Below are 23128 nucleotides of genomic sequence, written 5' to 3' on the forward strand. Positions count from 1 at the left end.
CGGAAGTGCGCACCGCCTATTTTGACGGCGGCGCGCTAGAGAGTCTGTGCGGCTCAGAGGCCTTTTTCAGCCAGTTCGTCCACGGTGGTCGCGTTGATCTTAACGAGATTGTCCGTGATGATGTTACGCGTTGATGAATCAGGTTTTATCCAGCCAAGGCCTTCAATGTTCATGCCCTCTTTGATTTCAACGCCTTCCGCGAGCATTTTACCAAGCGTTACAAACACTCGACCGGCTTCGGCAGGGTTCCACATAAAGCCGCCTGCAATCACGCCGTCTTTCACAAGCTGGCGACCCTGGCCTGGGGAAAATGGCCCCATAACATGAACCTTACCAGCAAGTCGGCGCTCTTCGATTGCACGCCCCGCTCCAATCGGACCCTGGCTGCCAAACGCAAGAATACCGCGCAAATCAGAATTTGCCGCCATTAAGTCCAGCGCCGTTGAGCGGCTGTCATCGACACTCTCAGCAACGCCATAGCGGTCGCCGACTTTTTTGAGCTTGTCGCAGTTCTCGTCCATCCAGGCAACGGCCGCATCGGCCCATGCATTGTGAAGCGGCACAGTCAGCGAACCAACATAGACGGCGTAGCTCCCAGCCTCTTCCGCGCTTTCGCAAAGCAACTCCGCGTGCGCTTCGCCGAAGCCTGTGGCAGACGCCAATTCGAAATTCCAATCAACGCTGTTTAGACCAGGTCCTTCATGGGCAACGACCTTAATCCCTGCTTCGCGGGCTTTCGTCAGCACCGGTTCCAAAGCAGCTTCGTCGTTGGGAACGACACCGATAACGTCAACGCCTTTCGCAATCAGGTCTTCGATTGCGCGGACTTGAAGCGCGGGATCTGCCGAAGTTGGGCCAATCATTTCGGCGGATACACCGAGTTCTTCAGCGCGTTCAAGAATGCCGGTCTCCATGGCGTTGAACCACGGGATACCTCCGATCTTAACAACGATACCCATTTTGGTTTCAGCGGCGGCGGGTGTCATCATCAATGCTGCCAGCGCGAATCCAGATAGAAGCGTATTACGAATTTTCATGAGTTTCCTCCCTCTGAGCCAACTCGACCCAGTTCTGTCTCAGCTGCCGCACCCATATTTCCTCCTGAAAACGGTCAAGGTACGACTTGCACTATCGATTGTGCACAATGGTAATTTCTTCTGCACAATCGATAGTGCTACTTCATAGAATGGGTGTGCGTAGAGAGTCAAGAAGATTTGCGCAATCGATAGTGTCAAGGTATAATTTAAGTACAATCAGCAAGTTCGAAACTGTGAACTGAGGTAATGACGAATACCAAACAGACCATCTACGATATCGCTAAGAAGGCAGGCGTTTCGGCTTCAACTGTGGGGTCGGCATTAAATGGCACTTGGAAGTCCCGCAGGATTAGTGAAACAACGGTTGATCGCATTCGCGCAATTGCCGATGAATTGAATTATTCAGTCAATCTGCAAGCGAGAGCACTGCGGAGTGCGAAATCTGGACTGGTGGGAATGATCCTGCCCCAGCACGACAATCGTTTTTTCTCCTCAATCGGCCAATGTTTTTCAAACGAGACGCGCGCCCGCGAGGCCCTGCCCGTCATTGTCTCGGCGAAGCGTGAGCGCGACCAGGAAATAGAGGCTGTGCGCGGCCTCATAAACTCATCTGTCGACGCCCTGATGCTGGTCGGGATATCTGAACCAGATTTGCTTAGTGAGATGTGCCAGAAGGCCAAAGTTCCTCATGTATTCGTCGACCAGCCTTGCAGCCAGGCACCGTCGGTCGTGTCTGAAAACAAAGGCGGCGCTCAAAGGCTCCTGGAAGTTTTGCTGAATGACAGCAATGCAAAAGACCTTAGTGATGTTGTCTTTTTAGGTGGGGACGCCAATTTGCCGGCGACAGAACAACGTGTGCGCGGTTTCAAGCAAGCTCTCAAGAAACGAGGTCATCGCACTTCAAAATCGCAGGTTCTGGCTTGCGGTTACCAGCGAGCAGCCGCGAGGGATGCATTAGAAAAACTCTATCACAAAAGAAAATCGTTACCATCTGTTTTGCTTATCAACTCGATTGGATGCTTTGAAGGCGCACTCGAGTTTCTCGTCCAATTGCCAACTGAAGAAGTTGATGACTGTGCTATTGGTTCATTTGACTACGATCCATTCGGCCGTCTCTTGCACCATCCTGTCCCCATGATGCGTCAGCGTGCAGAAGAGATGGTTAAACGCGCATACTTACACCTTGATCAGGACGATACCGACCCTCAGATTACCCACATTGAGCCGGAACTTATCTTACCAAATCGGTAGGCGTTAATCGTAATTAATTCTTGTTTTCACTCTTACCTAGCAACTGATTTTTTGCAGAAACGAGAAGTAAACTTGCTCCTAAACCTATAGTCTCCCCAGCATAGCATCCAGATTAATGACGCTTAGTTTTGCAGTTCGTGTGCCCACGGAAACTTGCTCCAGCGCACGAAACCGTAGTCCGAATGCACTCGTCCCTGTTTGCACAGGGATCATGTCAATCAATGCCTCCGTGCAACACAAAGTCATCCCTGGAGCTTCGGCCGATGATTAAAACACAACGTTTTTTCCATTTTGGGAACGTCGACGTACTCTAGGCTAACATTCAATGGAAAGAAGTGGGGCGCCGGTTTCAAACGCGCCCCAAGTTTGTGGCGTCCCAGAGTTAACGCTCAAGTGTTCCAATACCAGTGTAACGAAATGCTTCCTTCTCGAATTCGTCGACAATTTCGGGGCCTGAATCCGAAGCAACTATGGTAATCCGACCAAGGAAGACCAATGGGATATCATCCTTGCGACCTTCTATGTCAGCGCGGATGGCTTCCGCCAAAGCAACGCCCACGTCATCGCTCATGCGCATCGGGGTAGCCATTAACTCGCCTTTGCGTAGAGCTTCGATCTCGTCGCCAGTCCCGCCCCATGCCGAGGTTTTAACGCGATCTTGTGCACCAGCCGCTTGAATTGCAGAAATTGCACCCATGGCCATCGCCGTGTTGGCGTTGTGAATGTAGGTCACTTCCGGATAGCCGGAAAGAATGAGCTGCGCTCCGTTGAAACCTCCTTCTCGCTGGAAAAGCCCAAAATGCTCATAGGCCATCTTCCAGTCGGATTTTTCCTCAAGACACTTCTGAAACCCACCAGAGCGCTGATCATCCACACTACCTGGCACGCCGCGGTTCATAGCATAAGTGCCTTCTGTACCAAGGTTCTCAATGACCCAGTTGCAGATATTGAGCGCTCCGAAGAGATGCGAAAAGGTGCTGTACATCATCGGCTGATTGTCACCCCAATCTTGAAGAGGTGTGTCGTGGTTCAGGACGATGACTTTCTTCCCTGAATCCATGATCAGCTTGATGTCTTCTTGCTGCGTTTGCAGTTCAGATGGGCCGAAGATGACATACTCAAAGTCATCTGCGCGGGCGACCTGTTCCGAATAGGTCGACATCAAGAGGTTGTCGCCCATGTTTGTTGCGAATTGGGTTGCTTCAAAGGGCATGCCCATTTCTTTAAAACGCGCTTCCATGGCCAAATAGGACCGCAACCAGAAATCGGATACGTCTTGGCTTGGATAGATCACAGCGATCTTCACGGGCTCCTCAGGTGGATTTGCAACGGAGACCGCCGGAGCGCCAACAACCTTTTGCATGTTTTCAAGGACTTCGTCCGATTGAACTTGATGGTACCACCAGAAGTAACGCTCGTCATCGTCGGGCAAAGGCTTAAGCGGTAATTCTTGAGCTAGGACCGCCCCCCCACCGATGGATAGGCATGAAGCCAACACGGTTGCAAGCATGGTTTTGGTTCTAAACATGGTATCTCCTCCCTAGGTTTGAACCTCTTTCAACGCAAGCCGCCGCTCCTCCAGCGGCCCGCAAAGCTGCGCGGTATTGCGCGGCTATTCATCCTGTCGAGCATCCGCGTTGTTGCGATGCTGCAGGTATGCATAAGAAGCAATCGAAGCGATGATGATCACGCCCGCAGCCACCAGCTGCCAGAAGAACTGGAACCGCAGAAGCACAAGAGAGTTTGTGACCATTGACAGGAGCAGAACGCCAACAAGCGTCCCAAACATCGTGCCGCGCCCGCCGAACAGAACCGTTCCGCCGACAACGACCGCCGCGATTGTATGCAATGTGAAGCCGACAGCGGCAGTCGATTGGATTGCGTTCAAGCGCCCAGTTAGAAGGATACCTGCGATCGCAGCGCACAGGCCCATCAAGGCGTAAAGGTAGATCTTTTGCCTGTCGACATTAATCCCGGTGAGCTGTGCAGCTTCCCTATTTGCCCCGATCGCAATGGCATAGCGCCCAAGCTTGGTATGATGATAGAGCACATACCCGATGCCCAGCGCCAAAAGCCCAATAGCAGCAGCAACAGGAAACACCCCGAACACATGGCCGCGGCCAAGAAACGGTATTGGATCGGGAAATCGCGCAAGCACTGTTCCAGCCGCCAGAACAAGACCCAAACCACGATAAATTACATCCATTGCCAAGGTCGCCATCAGATCTGGGACCCGTAATTTGGTAATGACCAAACCGTTGACGACACCACAGGTGGTGCCCACCAGCATACCCACCACCATCGCGAGATAGACGTTCATACCAACGTCTTTGATCAACATGGCCATAATCACAGCCGATAGGGCGGCAACAGCGCCAATGGAAAGATCAATGCCCTTACCAGTGATCACCAATGTCATCGCCATGCCGAGCACCATAAAAATGGCAGCGTCCTGCAAGATGATCATCAAGTTTGCGATTTCAAAGAACCGCGGCTCGAAAATGGCCATGACAAGGCCCAAACCAATGATCATCACCAATGGGCCAGCGACATTGAAGTAACGTTGAACCCAAGGGAGCTCGATCTTTCGGCCTTCGCTCTTGGAAGTGGTCTGGTGGCCAAGAACAGCGTCGATGGTGGATTGATTTTCTAGATTTGACATTGAAACTACGACGCCTCCTGCAGGTCGGAGCCGACGATCAATCCAAGCACTTCTTTCTTGTTGGATTGGGCGACCTCCACAACACCGGCGCGTCTCCCGCCGCGCATCACTTGAACGCGATCTGCCACGCTGAAAACGTGATCCAGATTGTGGCTAATCAAAATGATTGGAGTGCCACGCCCACGCACTGTTTTAATTAGTTCAAGCGTTTTTCGGGTTTCTTCTGGACCAAGTGCTGCTGTTGGTTCATCCATGATAAGGACATGCAGATCATTGGCCCGCACTGCCCGGGCAATCGCTACCGCTTGGCGCTGGCCGCCGGAAAAATTTCGGGTCGGATCATCAAGGTTAGGCAACTCCACGCCGACCTTTGTGCGCAGGATTTCTTCCGCGTCCTGGCGCATTTTCTTATTGTCGATGAAGGGAAGACCCAGGATCTTCTTCGTCGGCTCATCACCTAAAAAGATGTTTGGGGCAGCTGGCAGCGTATCAACAAGACCAAGGTTTTGGTAGACTGTAGCGATCCCGGCATTCAGAGAATCTTGGCGGCTTCTGATGTTCGCTGGCTGCCCGTTAAGTTCGGTGCTCCCGGAGTCGGCTTGATAAACCCCAGTCAACACCTTGATTAGCGTCGATTTTCCTGCACCGTTATCGCCCACAATGGCGAGTATCTCGTCCGGATAGAGTTCTAAATTTACGTCTATCAGCGCTCTTAGCCCGCCAAAAGACTTGCATATGTTCTTCATCTGAAGAACAGGCGTCTTCATCTCCACTTGCTTCCTCCCATTGTCGGCGACCTCCTCCCGACATGATCAACGATTGCTTGAATTATTGTTGCACAATCGATTGTCCTTAGTTACACCATCGATTGTGCATTGTAAATATCGAATAACGGGTTCCGCTTGTCACAGGTGTTTGGCGGATGAGCTTACGCAAACGAAAACAGAAAAAACTGTAAACAAGCAGAGTATTTCGTCTCCTAAACCGAAGTCAGAAACAAAATGTCAGAGGGTTTTTGGCCATGCCCCAGCTCTCAGAACTTCGCGCCTTCAAAGCTGCCGCTGAATTTGCGAGCCTGCGCCGAGCGGCTAAAGCACTCGGCGTTGGTCAATCTTCGATCAGCCGTTCCATCAAACGACTGGAAGACAAGCTTGGTGTATCTCTACTTGAGCGAAGTCACTCAGGTGTCCGTCTTACAAATGCTGGTAAACGGTTTTTGCTTGAAGTGCAGCCAGCACTCCGACAGCTCGATCACGCGAAACGGTCTGCTGGATTGGCCGGCCGCGCAGAAACAGGTTTCGTTCGGATCGGGGTCCTGACCTCACTCGCTGGCGGTTTTCTGCGGAAGTTGTTGGTCGCTTTCAATCGAAACTATCCAAAGACCGAGCTCGATATTCGCGATGGTGGCCGCGAGGAGCACATGACCTCGCTCCGCTCCCACGATATTGATATCGTCTTTGCGCCAGGCACATGTGCGCCAAACAACTGTGAGTGCGCAGAGCTCTGGTGCGAACATTTACAAATTGCGATGCCGGATGACCACAGACTGTCGGATCGGCAAACGCTCGACTGGTCGGATCTCAAGGAGGAACGCTTCATTACAAGCAGACTTCCTCCTGGTCCGGAGTTCCATGATCTCATTGTGCGTCGCCTAGAGAGCCACGGCGTATCTCCCGTTATCGAGACCAGGAGCGTTACGTCAGACACTCTCATGAACCTGGTCAGTCTGGGACAGGGTTTGACGGCAACGACCGAAGCCTGGTCATGCGTCAAACTTCCAAACTTCACCGTAAGACCACTTGCAAGTGAACCTGATGTGTTGCGCTTCTGCGCGATTTGGCTCGCTGGAAACGACAATCCTGCCCTTCGGTGCCTCATCAGCAACGCCCATATGCTAGCAGGCAAGGTCCGACGCGGCAGTTCCGATTGGCTTGCCCACCACTCTTCGCTCACGACCGGCGCTCTTTTTTCAGGCGCAGAAAAGCCCGATCGGTCAACATGAAGCGCTGCAGCATCGGTGCAATCAATCTGGCAGGCTCAGGTGTTTGCTGACCGTTCTCTTTCGCCATGACCTCAGCATAAACAACAAGATCTTGATGAATGTCGGCGGGAAGTTCGACAGTGAGCTTGACCGGCTTGTCATCCGGGATACGGGTCAGCTTCAACTTTGTTGCCATCATTCAACCTCGATAGGGTTCCAGGATAAGATCACGGGTCACGATCACCCGAACCGGAAAACCCGTTCTGATGGTCAGGGTCGGTGCGACCTGAAGCTGACGCTCTATGATGTCCTGACCGGCCTCAGTGATCGTATCCTGTGCGCCGCTTCGAATGGCTTCAATAAGCTGGTCGTCATCTCTGGCGGCAAGCTCTGCGCCAATGGAAAGGAGCGTTGAGAGACCCGCGGCCTTTGCCAGGTCCCACCAGTGATTGTCGACGCCGCCTTCAAGACCGGCATAGCCTTGAAGGTCAGCGCCGGGAAGCCGTTCAAGCACGATAGAGCGGCCATTTGGAAAAATTAGACGTGTCCACACAAGCAGGATCCGCCGCTGTCCAAATCCGACATTGTTCGAATATTCCCCAATGACACGGGTTCCCTGGGGAACGAGCAGGATCTCCCCGGACGGACTGTCATAGATGTGCTGGGTCACCTGGGCTGAAATCTGCCCGGGCAGATCGGAGCGAATGCCGGTGATCAGCGCAGCGGGAATGACGGATCCAGCCTGAAGGACATAAGGAGACACGGGCGGCACAACCCGGTCATGCGCAACTGTCCGCCGGTCGGCCGCGGCAAGAAGGAAATCTCTATCGGGATTCCGTGGTGCGATCTCTGCCCGTTGTCCGAAAAGGCCTTGGGAGTTGATTTCCGGTGCGCGGCCATTTGCGGGCCTTGTTTGCGCGTTCTGACGTGTTTGAAAAAACACCTGGCTCGTCCTTGCGGCCTCGGCTTCCGCGAGCCGGCGCTGTGCCTCCGGATCAGAACCAGGAGAGGCGATCACAGGCGGCGCAACAGGTTCTCCACGCGCCTGGGCTTTCAGAATCGGCCGCCCAAGATCACCCGGTAGAGGGGGCCCGAGGATTGGACCAGAATAATCTCGCGGCAAATTTGCCAAGCCATCTGCGGTCGGACGGTTGTCGATCGAAAAGAGCTCGTCCTGGCTCGTCTCGGTCGATGGCGGCAAAAGCCCATAGATGACAACACCTCCCAAGGCAAGCGATGCGACAACGCCTGTGACAATCAAGGCCCGGCGCGACAACCTCACGACCTTTGGGGGTTCAGCCCGCAATCGCATTGCGGCCGCAGTATCGACAGAAGGTCCCTTGTGGTCTTTCTCGTCCGTGCGGGTGTCTTCCTTGGTCACGAGTTTTGACCTCCGTGCAACCACATGTGCCCAGATTGTTTGGCGCCGTGCGGCGGCATTGCCGCCTCGTCGTTGCTCACACCATCGGAATCGTCTCTCCCAAATGACCCAGAAAATGGGCCACGACGTCTTCCATCTGTTCGAACAATCCTGACAACCTGTTGCTTGCGCCCGCTGCCGAGTCTCAGTTCCGCTGCCGCGAACAGCCGGTCCACGATCAGGAAACGCTGATGGACACGGCTGTTGACGATCTCTGTCTCACCCTCTGCACCGATCACGAAGAGCGGTGGTATTTCTCCCTGGATGATGCCCCGGGGAAACGCGATATAGACCCTGCGGCCATCATCGAAGACGGCGAGCGGTGTCCAGGGCGGTGTATCGCCTGAGATGCTATACCGGTATCGGCGAGACGCCTTAGCCGGAATCGTCGGAGCCGCTGAAATGACCCGCTTCTCGGAAACTGGCTTCTCGGGATAGGCCCAGGCGACCGACGGCATAAACAAACTTTCCTCGGCGCTGAGCTCGATCATATAAACCCGCCGGTCGGTGCTGATGACGAGATTAGTGCTGATGTCCGGCCGGGTCGGTTTCACCAGGATGTGCACGCGCCGGCTCTCACCGCTGCCGCTTTCCGTATCGCCGATGATCCAGCGCGCGGTGTCGCCGGCGGCAATCGGACCCGCCCCAGCGAGACGTTCACCAGGCTCCAATGTGATGTTGGTGATTTGACCCGGAGCGGCATAGACCTGATAGAGAGCGCCTTCGCTCCAGGGATAGATCTGAATGGCATTGTAATAGCCCTCGCGACTCGGCTCGACGCGCGCAGCCGCATTGGCATTTTCGAGCCGTTCCTTCACAGACGTGGCGGGTTTGCCACCGTGGGCGACCTTCCAGGCCGGAGGAAGATGCAACGGTTTGGGGCTCTCGTCGTTTTGAGAGATCGGCACGGAGCGCAGTGGTGGTACATCCGTGTCGTAACTGATCTCAGGCGGCTTATAAGAGCTGCAGGCCGAAACCACGGTTACGGAAAGAAGGAAACCCGCAAAGGAGGCTTTGCGGCGCGCCGCCCTTGCGGGTTTACCGAAACCCTGAGACGTCATTGTCCGAGCTCCTTCGACCAATTGAGGGCGGTGACATAAAGCCCAAGTGGGTTCTTGCGCAGGCGATCGGCGGAACGCGGCGGCTTGATGACGATTGTCAGGATGGCGGTCCAGCGCTCGGTCGACGCAAGCTGGCCGTTTTCAAAATGCCGCTCGATCCAGGCAACGCGAAAGCTTGTTGGGGATGCCCGGATGACACTGGTCACCTCAACAGCCACTTGATGTTCCCCAACCTTCTTGAACGGGTCGCTGGTACGGGCATAATCATTAAGCGCCAATGCCCCGCGGTCGGTGGTAAAGTCATAGGCTCTCAGCCAGTTCTGGCGCACGATGATCGGGTCGACGGGAATGGTTCGGACATTTTCGATAAAGCGGGCCAGATGAAAGGCGACCTGCGGATCCGAGGGTTGATAATCTGTGTGGGCGGGTCCAATCGCCTGGGTTTCGCCGAGCTTGTCGATCTCGACCACCCAGGGCACCACTGTGCCGCGCGTCGATTGCCAGACAAGTGCAGCCGCAAAGCCCGCCGTTAACAACAGACAGCCGAAGGCCATCAAGCGCCAGTTCTTCGCCTGAACACGCGCGGACCCAATGCGCTCATCCCAGACCTGGGCTGCCTTTTGATAAGGCGTTTCGGGTGCCGGTGTCTTGCCGTAGTGGGATTGCGGCCGTTTGAACATCAGCGGTCCCTTTCGGACAGATCGATCGATGCGCCGCTTCCCGCGGCATCCCCGGAGCGCACGGCATGGGTTGTTGCCGAGACGCCCTGGCCGATTTGCTGCGATCGTTTGATGCGGCGGGCCCAGCCCGGCATGCCGGCAGATAACGAGAGGTCTTTTTTCTCTGATCCGTCGCCCTGCGCCCCTGCCCGTCTAAGCGGGGACGTCATGGAAACACCACCGGCCTTCGCGGCCCCGCCTAAACCGGCAGTCCTGCTCGATGCTCCCGACAACCCGTCCGAGGCGGATACGTCAGACCTTGCCGCCCCTCGCGCCATGCCGGTGCCAGCCGTGCCGATGGTTTTGCCGGCGGAAAGCGCAGCGCCGGCGCTCCTTGCGGCAAGACCCGCGCCGGCGAGCATCGTTCCACCTGCGGCCAGACCTGTTCCGACAGCTGCCCCGGCTCCAAGTTGCGGGCCACCGGCGACGATGCCGCCGGCAATGCCGGGCCCGAAGATACCAAGACCGAGCAAGGAGAGCGCCGCCAGCACGATGGCCATCGCTTCATCGATCGTTGGCTGGTTGGTGCCAAAACCAACCGTGAATTCAGAAAAGAGCGTTGAGCCGATGCCGATGATAACGGCAAGCACCAGTACCTTGACACCGGAGGAAATCACGTTGCCGAGCACCCGTTCCGCCATGAAGGCGGATTTGCCGAAGAGCCCGAACGGGATCAGCACGAAGCCGGCCAATGTCGTCAGCTTGAACTCGATCAGCGTAACGAACAGCTGGATGGCGAGAATGAAAAAGGCGAGCAGAACAAGCGCCCAGGCAAACAGAAGACACGCGATCTGAATGAAGTTTTCAAAAAAAGCCCAATAGCCCATCAGATCGGAGATGGATTCCAAGAGCGGCCGACTGGCGGTCAGGCCGGTCTCGGCGACCTTGCCCGGACGAAGCAAGTCGGTCGTTGAAAGGCCAGTACCGCTGGCCTTCAACCCGAGCCCTGCGAAACTGTCGAAGACGATGCGGGCCAGCGCGTTCCAATTGGAAATGAGATAGGCAAAGACGCCGACAAAGAGCGTTTTCTTGATGAGACGCGCAAGAATGTCGTCGTCAGCGCCCCAGGACCAGAAGAGCGCCGCGAGCGTCACATCGATCACGATCAAGGTGGTTGCGATGAAAGCCACCTCACCGCCGAGAAGGCCGAAGCCTGAATCGATATAGGTCGTGAACACTTCCAGAAAATGGTCGATGACGCCGGTGTCCCCCATGGTCTATCGCCTTTCCGGGGTCTGCCTAAGAAACCGTTTCCGGTTTTCCGCCCAGGCCGTCAGGCACGTCGTGTCACGGGTTGCAGCGGCACCGAGTGCCTGGCACCTGCGCAGCTCCCGGCGCAAAGGATCAGTCTTGTCTTGATGTGTGACCGCGGGCTGAGAGGTGGTCGCTGCCGGCGCTTCAGGTTCGCGCACAAATTCAAGAGCTGTCGCCGTCAGAGCGATTGCGACAAAGATGATCGCACCGATCCGTGCGAGGGTCTTGCCATCCATTACGCGCCTCAGTTGCCGCTGTAAAACATTTTGGCGTTGCCAGGCTGATAGCCGGACCCCGGAGCCAGAAAGCGTTGGCGTTGTTCCCGCCCCTGCTCTGCCGCGACCGCGCGCTCCGCATCGGCCAACGCACGGGCGCGGCCATTGGCGGCAATGACCGCGGTAAGGTCGGCCAGCTGCTGGCCTTGCAGCGCAAGCAGCTGGTTCCCAGCCTGCGTCGCCTGCAGCGCACCGCTCGCGCCCTGGCTTTGGCCAACAAGAGCGTTCAATTGTGCCTGATTGACATCAATGTTGCCGATGACGCCGGCCTGGATCCGGAGCGCGTCCTGAAGACCTGCGACGGTGTTTTGCCAGCGCTCGCGCGCCGCTTCGATCAAATCGAGATCCGTATCGGACAGCGACGCGGCGCCATAGGTCGTCTGAAACGCCTGATCGATTTGCTGGACATTGAATGCAATCTGCTGCGCTTCATTCAAAAGCTGCTGCGTGCGCTGCACGGACTGCTGCAGCTGTTGCAAAGTCGAAAAGGGAAGGCTTGCGAGGTTCTTCGCCTGATTGATCAGCATCTGTGCTTCATTTTGAAGCGAGACAATCTGGTTGTTGATCTGCTCCAGGGTGCGCGCGGCTGTCAGGACATTTTGCGTATAGTTGCTTGGGTCGAAAACGACCTTCCAGGCGTGTGCTGGAGGAACGCCGGTCGGAGACAACGTGAGCGGTATGGCCAATGCAGCTGCGATCAGGGAGGCACGGGTTCGACGGACAATCATGACGGCGTCTCCAGGTTTGACAGTTTGGGGATGAGGTCGGCCGCCCAGCCGAGATCTTGCGCGCGAAGCCAGTTTTCCGCGAAACCAGCCTGGCCACGCACTGAGACAAGCTTTTCGACCGCGGCATGATCGGCTTTGGAGGATGCGGCACAAAAGGCGAGCGCGACATCTCCAAGAGCAAGATCAAACAACCGGTTGCCAGCCCGGGATTGGCAGTAATAGTCCCGCTTTGGCGTCGCCCTGCTGAGGATCTCGATCTGACGATCGTTCAAGCCAAAGCGCCGGTAGATCGATGTGATCTGCGGTTCAATCGCCCGCTCGTTGGGCAGAAGGACCCGTGTCTGGCAGCTTTCGATGATCGCAGGCGCGATGGGCGATCCATCGATGTCTGAGAGCGACTGCGTGGCAAAGACAACGGAAGCGTTCTTTTTACGAAGGGTTTTCAGCCACTCCCGAAGCTGGCCGGCAAAAGCGTCGTCGTCGAGCACCAGCCACCCTTCGTCGATGATCAGCAAGGTGGGGCGCCCATTCAGCCGGGCTTCGATCCGATGGAACAAATAGGCAAGAACCGGGCGCGCAGCGCTGGTGCCGATCAGATCCTCGGTCTCGAAGGCCTGTACGGGCGCATGGCTGAGGTTCTCTTCTTCAGCATCCAGCAACCGGCCATGGGGACCGCCGATGCAATAGGGCTGGAGCGCTTGTTTTAACTCCAGCGATTGCAGCAAGACCGACAATCCTGTCAGGGTGCGCTCGAGAAGAGGCGCAGAGCTGAGTGAGGTGAGCGCGCTCCAGATGTGATCGCGGACCTCAGGGTTGACGGCGACCCCTTCGCGGGCAAGCATGGCAGCGATCCAGTCGGCGGACCAGGACCGATCGGCGGCGGTCTCTATCTGGGCGAGCGGTTGCAAGGCCACACTGTTTGCGTCGCCGTCGGTCAGGCTGCCGCCGAGGTCATGCCAGTCCCCGCCCATGGCGAGTGTAGCCACCCGGATCGATCCTCCGAAGTCGAAGGCGAAGATCTGGGCGTTCGGGTACCGCCGGAATTGCAGGGCCATCAGCGCCAGAAGCACGGATTTGCCGGACCCTGTCGGACCAACCACCAGTGTATGACCGACATCCCCGACATGAAGAGAGAACCGGAACGGGGTCGAGCCTTCGGTCTTGCCGAAGAGCAGTGGGGGGCTCACCAGATGCTCGTCCCGTTCCGGCCCCGCCCACACGGCCGAGAGGGGGATCATGTGGGCGAGATTGAGGGTTGATACTGGCGGCTGGCGAACATTGGCATAAGGATGCCCCGGCAAACTGCCGAGCCAAGCTTCGACCGCGTTTACCGTCTCCGGCATGACCGTGAAATCCCGGCCCTGAATGACCTTCTCGGCAAGGCGGAGCTTTTCGTCTGCTCGTTTTGCATCTGCGTCCCAGACAGTCAGGGTCGCTGTCACATAGGCTTGACCGGCAATGCCGGCACCGAGTTCCTGCAGCGCCTCGTCGGCGTCGGCCGCCTTGTTGGCAGCATCAGTGTCGACCAGGACGGAAGCTTCATTGGTCATGACCTCCTTGAGGATGGCTGCGATCGACTTGCGCTTGGCAAACCACTGCCTGCGAATGCGGGTAATCAGGCGGGTGGCATCGACCTTGTCGAGCAGGATCGCGCGGGTTGACCAGCGATAGGGAAAGGCAAGCCTGTTGAGCTCGTCGAGAAGCCCGGGCGTCGTCGTACCCGGAAACCCGACAATGGTTAGAACACGCAGGTGGGCGTTTCCGAGCCTTGGAGCAAGCCCACCGGTGAGCGGCTGATCGGCAAGCAGCACATCGAGATAGATCGGAACGTCGGGAACCCCCACCTTGTGCCGATGGATCGAGATCGTGGCATGCAGGTAGGTCAACGTCTCGGCATCATCGAGCCAGGCACATTCAGGCATGAAGCCGTCCAGAAGCGACAGAATGCGCGACGTCCGGTCGACAAATCCTTGAAGCTGTTCCTGAGGCTTGGCCCCGCTGCCCGTCTCATTGCCTTCAAAGAAAAACTGCGCGGTACGGGATGCCTCTTCGACCGGGGGCATATAAAGGAAAGTGAGATAGGAGCAGGACTCGTAATGCGTGCCCTCTTCGTCGAACATGGCCTTGCGTTCGGTGTCGACGAGCGCCGACGCCGGATCGGGGAACCTGTCCTCGGGATAAGCTTTTGAGGGAACCCGCATCGCCTCCACGAAAATCGCCCAGCCGGATCCGAGGCGGCGCAGAGCGTTGTTGAAACGGCCGGCGACCGCGACAAGTTCCGAGGCAACCGAACTGTCAAGATCCGGACCCCTAAAACGGGCCGTCCGCTGAAAGGAGCCGTCTTTGTTGAGGACGAGGCCTTCGCCAATGAGCGCAGCCCAGGGCAGGTAGTCGGCAAGGCGGGCAGAGGTGCGCCGATATTCAGTGAGGTTCATCATGGCAGTCCCTCACACGCTCAAATGGGACGGAAGGCGCAAATGGCGGCGTCCGACATCGGCGAACTGCGGGTCCCGCCTTGCCGCCCAGACCGCACAGCCATGACCGACGGCCCACAAGATCAATCCAACAAGCCAGAGACGTAAGCCGAGACCCAGCGCAGCGGCAAGTGTCCCGTTCAGGATGGCGATCGCACGCGGGGCACCGCCGAGCAGGATCGGCTCGCACAAGGCGCGGTGGAGCGGAACGACAAAACCTGGAATCTCCTGCATCAGATCAGCGCTCCGCCGCCAAACGAGAAGAACGACAGAAAGAAACTCGACGCGGCGAACGCGATCGACAGGCCGAAAACGATCTGGATCAGCCGCCGGAAACCGCCCGACGTGTCACCAAAAGCGAGCGTCAAACCGGTGATGATGATAATGATCACGGCGATGATCTTGGCGACGGGCCCTTCGATCGATTCCAGGATCGATTGAAGCGGCGCTTCCCAGGGCATGGACGAGCCAGCCGCATGAGCGTGCGATGCCAGCATCGCCACAACACCCAATGTCGAAAAGTGCCCAAAGACCTTGCAGCATGAGCGTGCGGTGGGACGGATCATACGAGAGTTCCTTTCGGGGATTTGCAGGCGGGACTGAGGCAATAGTCACCGCCGGCTGTGAGCCCCTCGACCGAGGAAAGTTCAGCAAGGCTGCGGTCTGAACCGCGGCCGGACAGCACGGCGACGCAGTCGATGGTCTCCGCGATCAGCGCGCGGGGCACTGTGACCACCACTTCCTGGATCAGTTGTTCGAGGCGGCGGAGTGCGCCGATGGACGTGCCGGCATGAATGGTTCCGATGCCACCTGGATGACCCGTGCCCCAGGCTTTCAAGAGATCAAGCGCTTCGGAGCCACGCACTTCGCCAATTGGAATGCGGTCTGGACGCAGGCGCAGAGAGGATCGAACAAGATCGGACAGCGTCGCAACACCGTCCTTGGTGCGAAGCGCCACCAGGTTAGGCGCTGCACATTGCAGCTCTCGTGTATCTTCAATCAGCACCACGCGATCAGCGCTCTTTGCCACCTCGGCAAGGAGCGCGTTGGTCAATGTGGTTTTTCCTGTCGACGTGCCGCCGGCAACGAGGATGTTCTGGCGGGCCGCGACTGCTGACCCCAAGGCCACCGCCTGATCTGAGGTCATGATGCCGGCGGCGACATAGTCGTCGAGCGAAAACACCACGATTGCGGGTTTGCGGATCGCAAAGGTCGGAGCCGTTACTACAGGCGGCAACAAACCCTCGAACCGCTCACCCGTCTCCGGCAGCTCCGCACTGACGCGCGGGGTGCTCGCGTGAACTTCCGTACCAACATGATGGGCAACGAGACGGACAATGCGCTCACCGTCTTCGGCAGACAGGGCGTCCCCCGTCCGGGCCAGTCCCTCGGACAGCCGATCGATCCAAAGCTGGCCATCCGGATTGAGCATGACTTCGACAATGGTCGGGTCTTCCAGGAACCGTGCAATGGCAGGTCCCAAAGCCGTGCGCAGCATGCGTGCGCCGCGGGAGGAGAGCTCTGAACTGGAAGATAGCGCCGGCATGTTGCCTCCGAATGGTGTGGAGATCGCGTCTGCGATCCAAGTCGAGGATGATTAGAAAATGCAGGAATCAGGCTGACGCAACACCCTTATGGGCAGTGTCGCGGTGTGGCGTGCAAAGACAGGGGAACGGCGGAAACAATTTGAACTGCTAGCTGAACCGAACAAGAAATGGGCCTCTAGCAAAAGGACGAGCCGCCGGCAGAGGGATGAAACTTTCTGTTTGATGCGAACTACCGTTTTTGAAATCGAAGGCATCAAAAATATAGGGTAAATTCCACTAGGTACACGATCAGCGTTATTCATGCGGTGACCCACCGGAGTGGACTTTGGCGCAAAAGGAAAGACATTCGCCGACGAAAGGGGCGGTCTACGTTGACGACTCTGGAAACCCTGGGGCGGATTCTGGCTCGGTTTTTTTGCCTCCATCGCGTAAGTCCTGGACAGCTGTCATCGTGCCGTCGATCGTCGCCGATGAGGTCAACGCGCTGATGGAGGTCTTTCTTGACGGCGTGCGCAGAGACTTCGCTGCCGAGGAACTGCACTTCACCGAGATCTGGAGCGGCCAGGGACCGTGGAAATCTGTCATGCCGGGGAAGCGCGCCGAAATGATGGAACTGATGGCCAATCTGATGAAGAGCTTCAGTTTGCCGATAGTGCACCAGACGGTTAGCGACAGCACGCTTAACGACCATCCCGACATCTGGCGTTCACTCGATAGTAAACGGGTTGGCGACTGGAGACTTGATGACATATCACACTTCGGTCTGCTGCTGCTCTGCTCGAAAACTTCGAAGCATTTGCGTACGATGAAAGCTGCGAGTCCGACAGATTTTAACCTGCCTGTCCCACTCTACATCGACGAGGGATTAATGCCTGCTGGTGGCGAGCGGGAGCTGCCAAATTGGTCGGACGTTATCGAGGGCCCGAAGGCAAACTTCCGCAGGTCGACGGAGTTGGTCGGGATACAGTTGGCCGACTTCGCTGCGTTTGTCATTAATCGGGTACAATGGGCTGCGGTCAAGCGGCAGCCAGGCCCTACGCTCGAACCTGCTGAAGAGCTCATTTTCAGGGCCGCTGCAGGATTGAACATCCTAAACCTTTCGATTGGCACAACGTCTTGGGAGGAACTCGGGCGGGAAAGCTATGAGGACTTGCTGGCCGACGACAGGATGGCGAAAGGCTTGCCTCCACGACCCTATGGCGGGAAATCTGGCCCGGACGGTCGCTGACCCGGAGAGGTCAACAATCGAACCCAGAAATCACCAGTCGCTTTACTGCAGCAACTGTTGGTGTTGGTTCTAAACTGTCATCAAGTAGTGCTCCGGTCACAGTCAATCGGATATACTAATCATTCGACGCGATACCTGATGTATTCGCTTCGACGTCATCAGGAATCTCTTTCAGAAAACTCTGCCCCTTCTGCAGCTTGCGCCCAAGCGTTTCGACAAAGCCTTCGAAGCGTTCCCTACCTTTGATCTGTGCTGCGGATTGAGCATCTTCTGGAAGCGGTGGCGTGATGGCTAGCCAGAATCTGATGTATAGCGCCAGTGTTTCGACGCTGATCCCAATATCACGTTCCAGGCGTTGAACCTGTCGCGTGAGGCGGTCGAGCCGGCGCGTGAACGCCGCTTCCATTCGATCCGAACCGTCGGGAGACAAGAACGAGGCAACAGCCGCTTCAACGATGGCTGAGCGGGACAGGCCCTTGCGATCGGCGAGATCGGCAATCTGCTTCAGCATCTCTGGGGGAAAGTAAACATTCATCCGACTGCGCATGCCATGGTCCTCACAATTTTATTCCGTCCTTGGGATCAAGAGACGCCTGCCGGGCGATCTGACGTCCCTGCTGACGAAATACCCGGGCCTGTTTCGCGGGCTCGTCCGCATCGTCCTCGAGCAAATCGAATTCGCTGTACGGCTTCGGTTCCTCGGGCTGCTGCACGATGTCTTCGTGTTGAGGCAGTTCCGGTTGCCGTCGTATTCCGCCATTGGCGTTGTCCGTGGTGCCCGCGTTTTCTTCCGAGGCGAGCTTGGCAGCGGGCGCGATGACGTGGCCGACCCAGCTATCGCTTCTTTCGGGTGGCACGGTTGCGCACGGTTCGGGCGGTGCCGCGATCCTCTCGCTGAACCTTGCGTCTTCGTAGTAACGGGCTTTCTTGGCCCTGATAGGTGGCAGGCCCGCGACCATGACGATCTCATCTGTCGCGGGAAGCTGCATGACCTCGCCGGGCGTGAGCAACTGCCTCGCGGTTTCCTGCCGGGACACCATGAGGTGGCCGAGCCAGGGCGCCAGCCTGTGGCCCGCGAAGTTCTTCATAGCACGCATCTCGGTTGCCGTGCCAAGCGCATCTGAAACCCGTTTTGCGGTTCGCTCATCATTGGTTGCGAAGCTCACGCGGACATGGCAGTTGTCGAGGATCGCGTTGTTGGGCCCGTAGGCCTTTTCGATCTGATTGAGGGACTGCGCTATCAGGAAAGACTTGAGCCCATAGCCAGCCATGAAGGCAAGCGCACTCTCGAAGAAATCAAGCCGGCCAAGCGCTGGAAATTCATCGAGCATGAGCAGTACGCGCTGACACCGATTTTTTTCCTGAAGGTCTTCAGTCAGCCGCCGTCCGATCTGATTCAGCACGAGCCGGATGAGTGGTTTGGTGCGCGCGATGTCGGAGGGAGGCACGACGAGGTAGAGCGTGGCAGGCTGTTCCTTGTCGATCAGATCAGCGATGCGCCAATCGCACTGCCGGGTCACCTTTGCGACAACGGGATCGCGATAGAGTCCGAGGAACGACATGGCGGTCGAGAGTACGCCGGAGCGCTCGTTGTCGGCCTTGTTCAAAAGTTCCCGTGCCGCGGAAGCGACTACCGGATGCGTTCCAGCATCGCCGAGGTGCGGTGTCGTCATCATCGCCTTTAGCGTTGACTCGATCGTCCGCTTCGGATCAGAGAGAAATGAGGCGACGCCCGCGAGCGTCTTGTCCGGTTCGGCATAAAGAACATGCAGGATGGTGCCGACCAAAAGCGAGTGGCTGGTTTTCTCCCAGTGATTCCGCCGCTCAAGCGATCCTTCCGGATCGACGAGAATATCGGCGACGTTCTGCACGTCACGAACCTCCCAGTCGCCGCGGCGAACCTCGAGCAGCGGGTTGTAGGCAGACGACCTGGGGTCGGTTGGATCGAAGAGCAACACACAACCGTGCCGAGATCGAAAACCGGCGGTCAGGTCCCAGTTCTCTCCCTTGATGTCGTGGACGATGGCCGAGCCCGGCCAGGTCAGAAGCGTAGGAACGACCAGGCCAACACCTTTGCCGGACCGCGTTGGCGCAAAGCAGAGCACATGTTCAGGACCGTCGTGGCGCAGGTAGTGTTCTGCGAACTTCCCCAACACCACTCCATCCGATCCGAGCAATCCACTCTTGGCGATTTCCTTAGCATCGGCCCATCGCGCGGATCCATAGGTAAAAACGTTCTTGGCCTCCCGCGCGCGCCAAACCGACATCGCTATTGCCACGCCAATCGAGAGAAAACCGCCTGAAGCCGCGATCAGGGCGCCTTCGATGAAGATCGGCATTGCATAAGCCTCAAAGGCATACCACCACCAGAAAAAAGCCGGCGGGTAATAGAATGGGAATCCCGCAAGATCGAACCAAGGCGTTCCGAGTTGCGGCTGAAATCCCAACCGCCAGGCAACCCATTCCGTCGCGCCCCATGTGGTGCTAAGGACGATCAGGAATACGACGACAATCTGGCCCCAGAGGATCTTGGTTGCTGACATGATCGGACTAGACCAACGCACAACTGAGATGGGTGACAAGCACTGCATGAGGTCCGTCGAAAGAACGGCGGCATCGGCGTACACATGGGATAGATCGACTGTGCTCCGGGATTAAAGTCGCCGCCAGACCAACTGCTGGGTATGGGAGTGAAGCCGTTCCCGGGAACTTGGAAATAACTGACCAAACTTTGGGCCCGGAGGCCAGAAGGATCAAAGTCCAACGCCGCACTCTGAGGGATTCTTGGCCGGCAATAGTGTGACCCCAATCTTCGCCCGCAATTGTTCTAGCACCGATATAAAGACAAAGAATGGATGTTGGCCTATAGATTAACTTCTACAGCTCGTATCAGGTAGGACGCCTTGGACTCCGAATTTATTGACGTCGACATCTTGCTAACAAGAATTCGCAACCCGCAGTCAAGGATCTATTTTCTTGATGCAGTGAAAGCCTACAAGTCGGGTGCACTTCGCGCTTCAATGACCTCCGTGTGGGTCTCACTCGTATATGATCTCATCACCAAGTATCGCGAGTTGAGCGCTATGGGCGATGCCGCGGCTACTGCCTTTGTTACCTCATGGGATAACGCCACTGCCACCAACGACGTCAAAAAGCTACTTCAACTTGAGGGGGATATCGTCGAAGACGCGACCGCCAATACCCAGGTCGTCAATCGCATTGCCCGAACGCAATTGGTGCGCCTCCGGGAAGATAGGCACCTCTGCGCCCACCCTGCGTTCTCGGCAGAAGCTGAGTTGTTCCAGCCGTCGCCTGAGTTGGTGCGCCTTCACTTGGTTAACGCGGTTGATCTGGTTCTCTCGCAGGAGCCTCTTCAGGGCAAGGCGATTTTCGACCTCTATGATGTTGATGTTCAGTCGCCCGGTTTCCCGACAGCCCACACTCGCATCCTCGACTATGTCGAGCAACGCTATCTTGAGCGTGTCCGCACTCAGAACATCCGCAATTTCGGCACGGTGTTGGCAAAATCCCTCCTCAAGGGTGTGCCGGCCCAATGGGAACTTCAACAAAGCAAGATCATTTCGTCACTTGTTGCGGTGCGCGAACGCGCGGGGCAGGCATGGCCGGATGTCTCACCAGCAATCGTCAGGCTAATCGACACTCTTGATCCCGAGCACAGACCACGTGCGATCGCATTTATTGCCGCATTTCCGGATTTCTGGCCGCTTCTGTTGGAACCAACACGGATGGCCTTGCAAGCGACAGTCGATAACGCAGATCCGGCTACGATCCCCGATTTTCGTATCCTTGCAGGCGTGACGTTGCCGCAATTCCGCGCCCCACTCCTTACAGTGATTGCCGACCTAAATGACGAGCATCTCGCTAACGCGATTGCTACGCAGCCGCTCATAGAGCTCTGGCCGAGGGCGATTGAATTGTATCAAAATTCTGGGAGTTTTCGCGGATCGGAGGCGCATTTCCGCGACTTTATATCCCCGTTCGCTGGCCGCCTCGACGGCCACAGAATCGACCAACTTCTCGACGCGGTTGTCGATAACGGCCAAAACTGGGACGCTGCTGAGACCGATACACTTCTGCTTGGCGTTCTCCGTAACGCCGTAGCCGCTGACCAGCCAAGCGCTGAAGCGCGGAACCGCTTCTATCAACACCTTCGTCGCATGCGCCGCAACGAAAAATATGAAGACGTGTTTGCCTTTTTTCAATCTGACGGTTGGGCACCGCCTCCGCCTGAACCCGAGCCCGAGCCCGAGCCCGAGGACTGACAGACGCGATCCTATGGCCGCAAATCCATCGTTGATCACAATTAAATGCAATAACTAGAGTGGAGAAGTACAACACGCCTAGAAATCTCAATACGGTGGAGCGATTGTGTCAAAGAGTACTGACGCGGAATGCTTTCGTATCGACGAGAGCGGCTATACTGGATACGACATCTTAAACTCCGATCAGCGTTTCCAAGGTGCTTCGGCGGTCGCGATAAGTGATGAAGAGGCCGCTCGACTCATCAAAGAATACTTTCCGAGGCTGCAAGCGCCAGAACTCAAGTATCGCTCGCTTTCGCGGCGAAAAAGCAATCATCAGAGATTGCTGTCTCTGCAACGCGACCTTCTGACTCAATACAAGAGTGTGACCTACATCTGTGATAAGCATTATCTGCTGGTGTTGATGTTCGTCGATTATGCCGTCGAGCCATTCTACTATGAACGGGGCATGAATTTTTACGCGGACGGCCAAAACTATGCGATGGCATCGCTGCTCACTCTCGCGGGGCCATCCCTCCTTGGGCAACCTGCCTTCGACAACTTGCTCATCGCATTCCAGAATGCCGTCAAAGAGAAAACTCCGCCCGCGCTCAAGACATTGGTAAAGGCCGCACGAGCGACGCAGTGGAGTGAGTTTCCAGAAGCTTTGGGACCGTTGGCCCAGTTCGCGGCTCCTGAGTGCCTCAAAGCGCTAGCAAATCCTGGTGTGGATACTGATGCTGCCCTGGTTGTGTTGCAATCGCTAATCAGCCGCATGGAGGTGATGAGCGACGGACCCTACCGGGTCGAGCATGACCAGTCCAAGAACCTTCTACGATATAATGAATTGCTACAGCGCTTCATCGATCATGATCAGGATATCGAGTTTCGCCAGACCCAGATCGCCTCCATCAAATTTCCGTTGAAGCTGACCGAAGTTACCCAGGTTGACTCTAAGGCGAGCCCCGCTGTGCAACTAGCCGACGTCATGATTGGTGCTGCGATTGAGGCGGCAAACAATATGACCGGTCTGCGCTCGGGTGGTTTAGACCCCGAAATTTTGATGTCCCTTTATGCCGAAAACCAATTTATCCACCTCATGCCTTCCATAGACTTCGAAGAGCAGCGGCGCTTCCGTGAAGGGACCCAAGCCTCCGAAGTTATTGATTACTTTGCCGCCAACTTTTTTGGGCCGCCCAAAGTCTGAATCGCGATGAAAAGCAACTTAG

The 23128-nt window shown here is 56.6% G+C and carries 22 protein-coding genes; 5 read left to right on the top strand and 17 right to left on the bottom strand.

Annotated features, from left to right (window positions below; translation table 11 throughout):
• Positions 1-53 precede the first annotated feature (53 nt).
• Complete coding sequence (locus tag FIV00_RS25825; protein WP_152503406.1) at positions 54-1037, bottom strand: substrate-binding domain-containing protein; 984 nt, start codon at positions 1035-1037, stop codon at positions 54-56.
• Between the two features lie 246 nt (positions 1038-1283).
• On the opposite strand from FIV00_RS25825, the gene FIV00_RS25830 reads away from it, so the two are divergent.
• Positions 1284-2288 (top strand): LacI family DNA-binding transcriptional regulator, encoded by a 1005-nt coding sequence (locus FIV00_RS25830; RefSeq protein ID WP_152503407.1) that lies wholly within the window; start codon positions 1284-1286, stop codon positions 2286-2288.
• A 382-nt stretch (positions 2289-2670) separates the two neighbouring features.
• Here FIV00_RS25830 and FIV00_RS25835 read toward each other — a convergent pair whose 3' ends face one another.
• From FIV00_RS25835 to FIV00_RS25845, 3 genes are all read right to left on the bottom strand, one after another.
• Complete coding sequence (locus tag FIV00_RS25835; protein ID WP_209006711.1) at positions 2671-3816, bottom strand: substrate-binding domain-containing protein; 1146 nt, start codon at positions 3814-3816, stop codon at positions 2671-2673.
• A gap of 84 nt (positions 3817-3900) precedes the next feature.
• A complete protein-coding gene (locus FIV00_RS25840; RefSeq protein WP_152503408.1) occupies positions 3901-4950 on the bottom strand; it encodes an ABC transporter permease in 1050 nt (349 codons plus the stop codon).
• Between the two features lie 5 nt (positions 4951-4955).
• Positions 4956-5717, bottom strand: coding sequence for an ATP-binding cassette domain-containing protein (locus FIV00_RS25845; protein WP_247649288.1), 762 nt, complete (start codon positions 5715-5717; stop codon positions 4956-4958).
• Between the two features lie 254 nt (positions 5718-5971).
• On the opposite strand from FIV00_RS25845, the gene FIV00_RS25850 reads away from it, so the two are divergent.
• Complete coding sequence (locus FIV00_RS25850) at positions 5972-6952, top strand: LysR family transcriptional regulator (protein ID WP_152503409.1); 981 nt, start codon at positions 5972-5974, stop codon at positions 6950-6952.
• Here FIV00_RS25850 and FIV00_RS25855 read toward each other — a convergent pair.
• The 11 genes from FIV00_RS25855 to trbB form a co-directional block, all read right to left on the bottom strand.
• On the bottom strand, positions 6900-7127 hold the full coding sequence (locus tag FIV00_RS25855) for a DUF2274 domain-containing protein (protein ID WP_152504451.1): 228 nt from the start codon (positions 7125-7127) through the stop codon (positions 6900-6902). The two genes, FIV00_RS25850 and FIV00_RS25855, sit on opposite strands and share 53 nt — an antisense overlap.
• Before the next feature lie 3 nt (positions 7128-7130).
• On the bottom strand, positions 7131-8243 hold the full coding sequence (locus FIV00_RS25860) for a TrbI/VirB10 family protein (RefSeq protein ID WP_152504452.1): 1113 nt from the start codon (positions 8241-8243) through the stop codon (positions 7131-7133).
• 65 nt (positions 8244-8308) lie between these two features.
• Complete coding sequence (gene trbG / locus FIV00_RS25865) at positions 8309-9412, bottom strand: P-type conjugative transfer protein TrbG (protein WP_152503410.1); 1104 nt, start codon at positions 9410-9412, stop codon at positions 8309-8311.
• Entirely contained in the window at positions 9409-10092 is a 684-nt protein-coding gene (trbF, locus tag FIV00_RS25870; RefSeq protein ID WP_152503411.1) for a conjugal transfer protein TrbF, read from the bottom strand. Before trbF ends, trbG begins: the two co-directional genes overlap by 4 nt.
• The gene (gene trbL, locus FIV00_RS25875; RefSeq protein ID WP_152503412.1) at positions 10092-11345 is read right to left on the bottom strand and encodes a P-type conjugative transfer protein TrbL; all 1254 of its coding nucleotides are present in this window, start codon (positions 11343-11345) and stop codon (positions 10092-10094) included. The genes trbF and trbL overlap by 1 nt, the downstream gene beginning before the upstream one ends.
• 3 nt (positions 11346-11348) lie before the next feature.
• The gene (gene trbK-alt / locus FIV00_RS25880) at positions 11349-11621 is read right to left on the bottom strand and encodes a putative entry exclusion protein TrbK-alt (protein ID WP_152503413.1); all 273 of its coding nucleotides are present in this window, start codon (positions 11619-11621) and stop codon (positions 11349-11351) included.
• An 8-nt stretch (positions 11622-11629) separates the two neighbouring features.
• The gene (gene trbJ, locus FIV00_RS25885; RefSeq protein ID WP_152503414.1) at positions 11630-12388 is read right to left on the bottom strand and encodes a P-type conjugative transfer protein TrbJ; all 759 of its coding nucleotides are present in this window, start codon (positions 12386-12388) and stop codon (positions 11630-11632) included.
• Positions 12385-14826, bottom strand: coding sequence for a conjugal transfer protein TrbE (gene trbE / locus FIV00_RS25890; RefSeq protein ID WP_152503415.1), 2442 nt, complete (start codon positions 14824-14826; stop codon positions 12385-12387). Before trbE ends, trbJ begins: the two co-directional genes overlap by 4 nt.
• Before the next feature lie 9 nt (positions 14827-14835).
• Positions 14836-15096 carry a VirB3 family type IV secretion system protein gene (locus tag FIV00_RS25895; RefSeq protein WP_152503416.1) on the bottom strand — a complete coding sequence of 87 codons (261 nt, stop codon included), beginning with the start codon at positions 15094-15096 and terminating at the stop codon, positions 14836-14838.
• Positions 15096-15374: a TrbC/VirB2 family protein gene (locus tag FIV00_RS25900; RefSeq protein WP_371419596.1), complete on the bottom strand. Its 279-nt coding sequence runs from the start codon at positions 15372-15374 to the stop codon at positions 15096-15098. Before FIV00_RS25900 ends, FIV00_RS25895 begins: the two co-directional genes overlap by 1 nt.
• 50 nt (positions 15375-15424) lie before the next feature.
• Positions 15425-16408: a P-type conjugative transfer ATPase TrbB gene (gene trbB / locus FIV00_RS25905; protein ID WP_152503418.1), complete on the bottom strand. Its 984-nt coding sequence runs from the start codon at positions 16406-16408 to the stop codon at positions 15425-15427.
• A gap of 452 nt (positions 16409-16860) precedes the next feature.
• On the opposite strand from trbB, the gene FIV00_RS25910 reads away from it, so the two are divergent.
• Positions 16861-17637 (top strand): hypothetical protein, encoded by a 777-nt coding sequence (locus FIV00_RS25910; protein ID WP_152503419.1) that lies wholly within the window; start codon positions 16861-16863, stop codon positions 17635-17637.
• A 115-nt stretch (positions 17638-17752) separates the two neighbouring features.
• Here FIV00_RS25910 and FIV00_RS25915 read toward each other — a convergent pair whose 3' ends face one another.
• Complete coding sequence (locus FIV00_RS25915) at positions 17753-18184, bottom strand: CopG family transcriptional regulator (RefSeq protein WP_152503420.1); 432 nt, start codon at positions 18182-18184, stop codon at positions 17753-17755.
• A gap of 10 nt (positions 18185-18194) precedes the next feature.
• Positions 18195-20180: a conjugal transfer protein TraG gene (locus tag FIV00_RS25920; protein ID WP_152503421.1), complete on the bottom strand. Its 1986-nt coding sequence runs from the start codon at positions 20178-20180 to the stop codon at positions 18195-18197.
• Between the two features lie 360 nt (positions 20181-20540).
• On the opposite strand from FIV00_RS25920, the gene FIV00_RS25925 reads away from it, so the two are divergent.
• Positions 20541-21920: a hypothetical protein gene (locus tag FIV00_RS25925; protein ID WP_152503422.1), complete on the top strand. Its 1380-nt coding sequence runs from the start codon at positions 20541-20543 to the stop codon at positions 21918-21920.
• A gap of 106 nt (positions 21921-22026) precedes the next feature.
• The gene (locus FIV00_RS25930) at positions 22027-23106 is read left to right on the top strand and encodes a DUF3800 domain-containing protein (RefSeq protein WP_152503423.1); all 1080 of its coding nucleotides are present in this window, start codon (positions 22027-22029) and stop codon (positions 23104-23106) included.
• Positions 23107-23128: the final 22 nt, after the last annotated feature.

This window comes from Labrenzia sp. THAF82 (genome assembly GCF_009363435.1).
GTDB classification, from domain to species: Bacteria; Pseudomonadota; Alphaproteobacteria; order Rhizobiales; family Stappiaceae; genus Roseibium; species Roseibium porphyridii.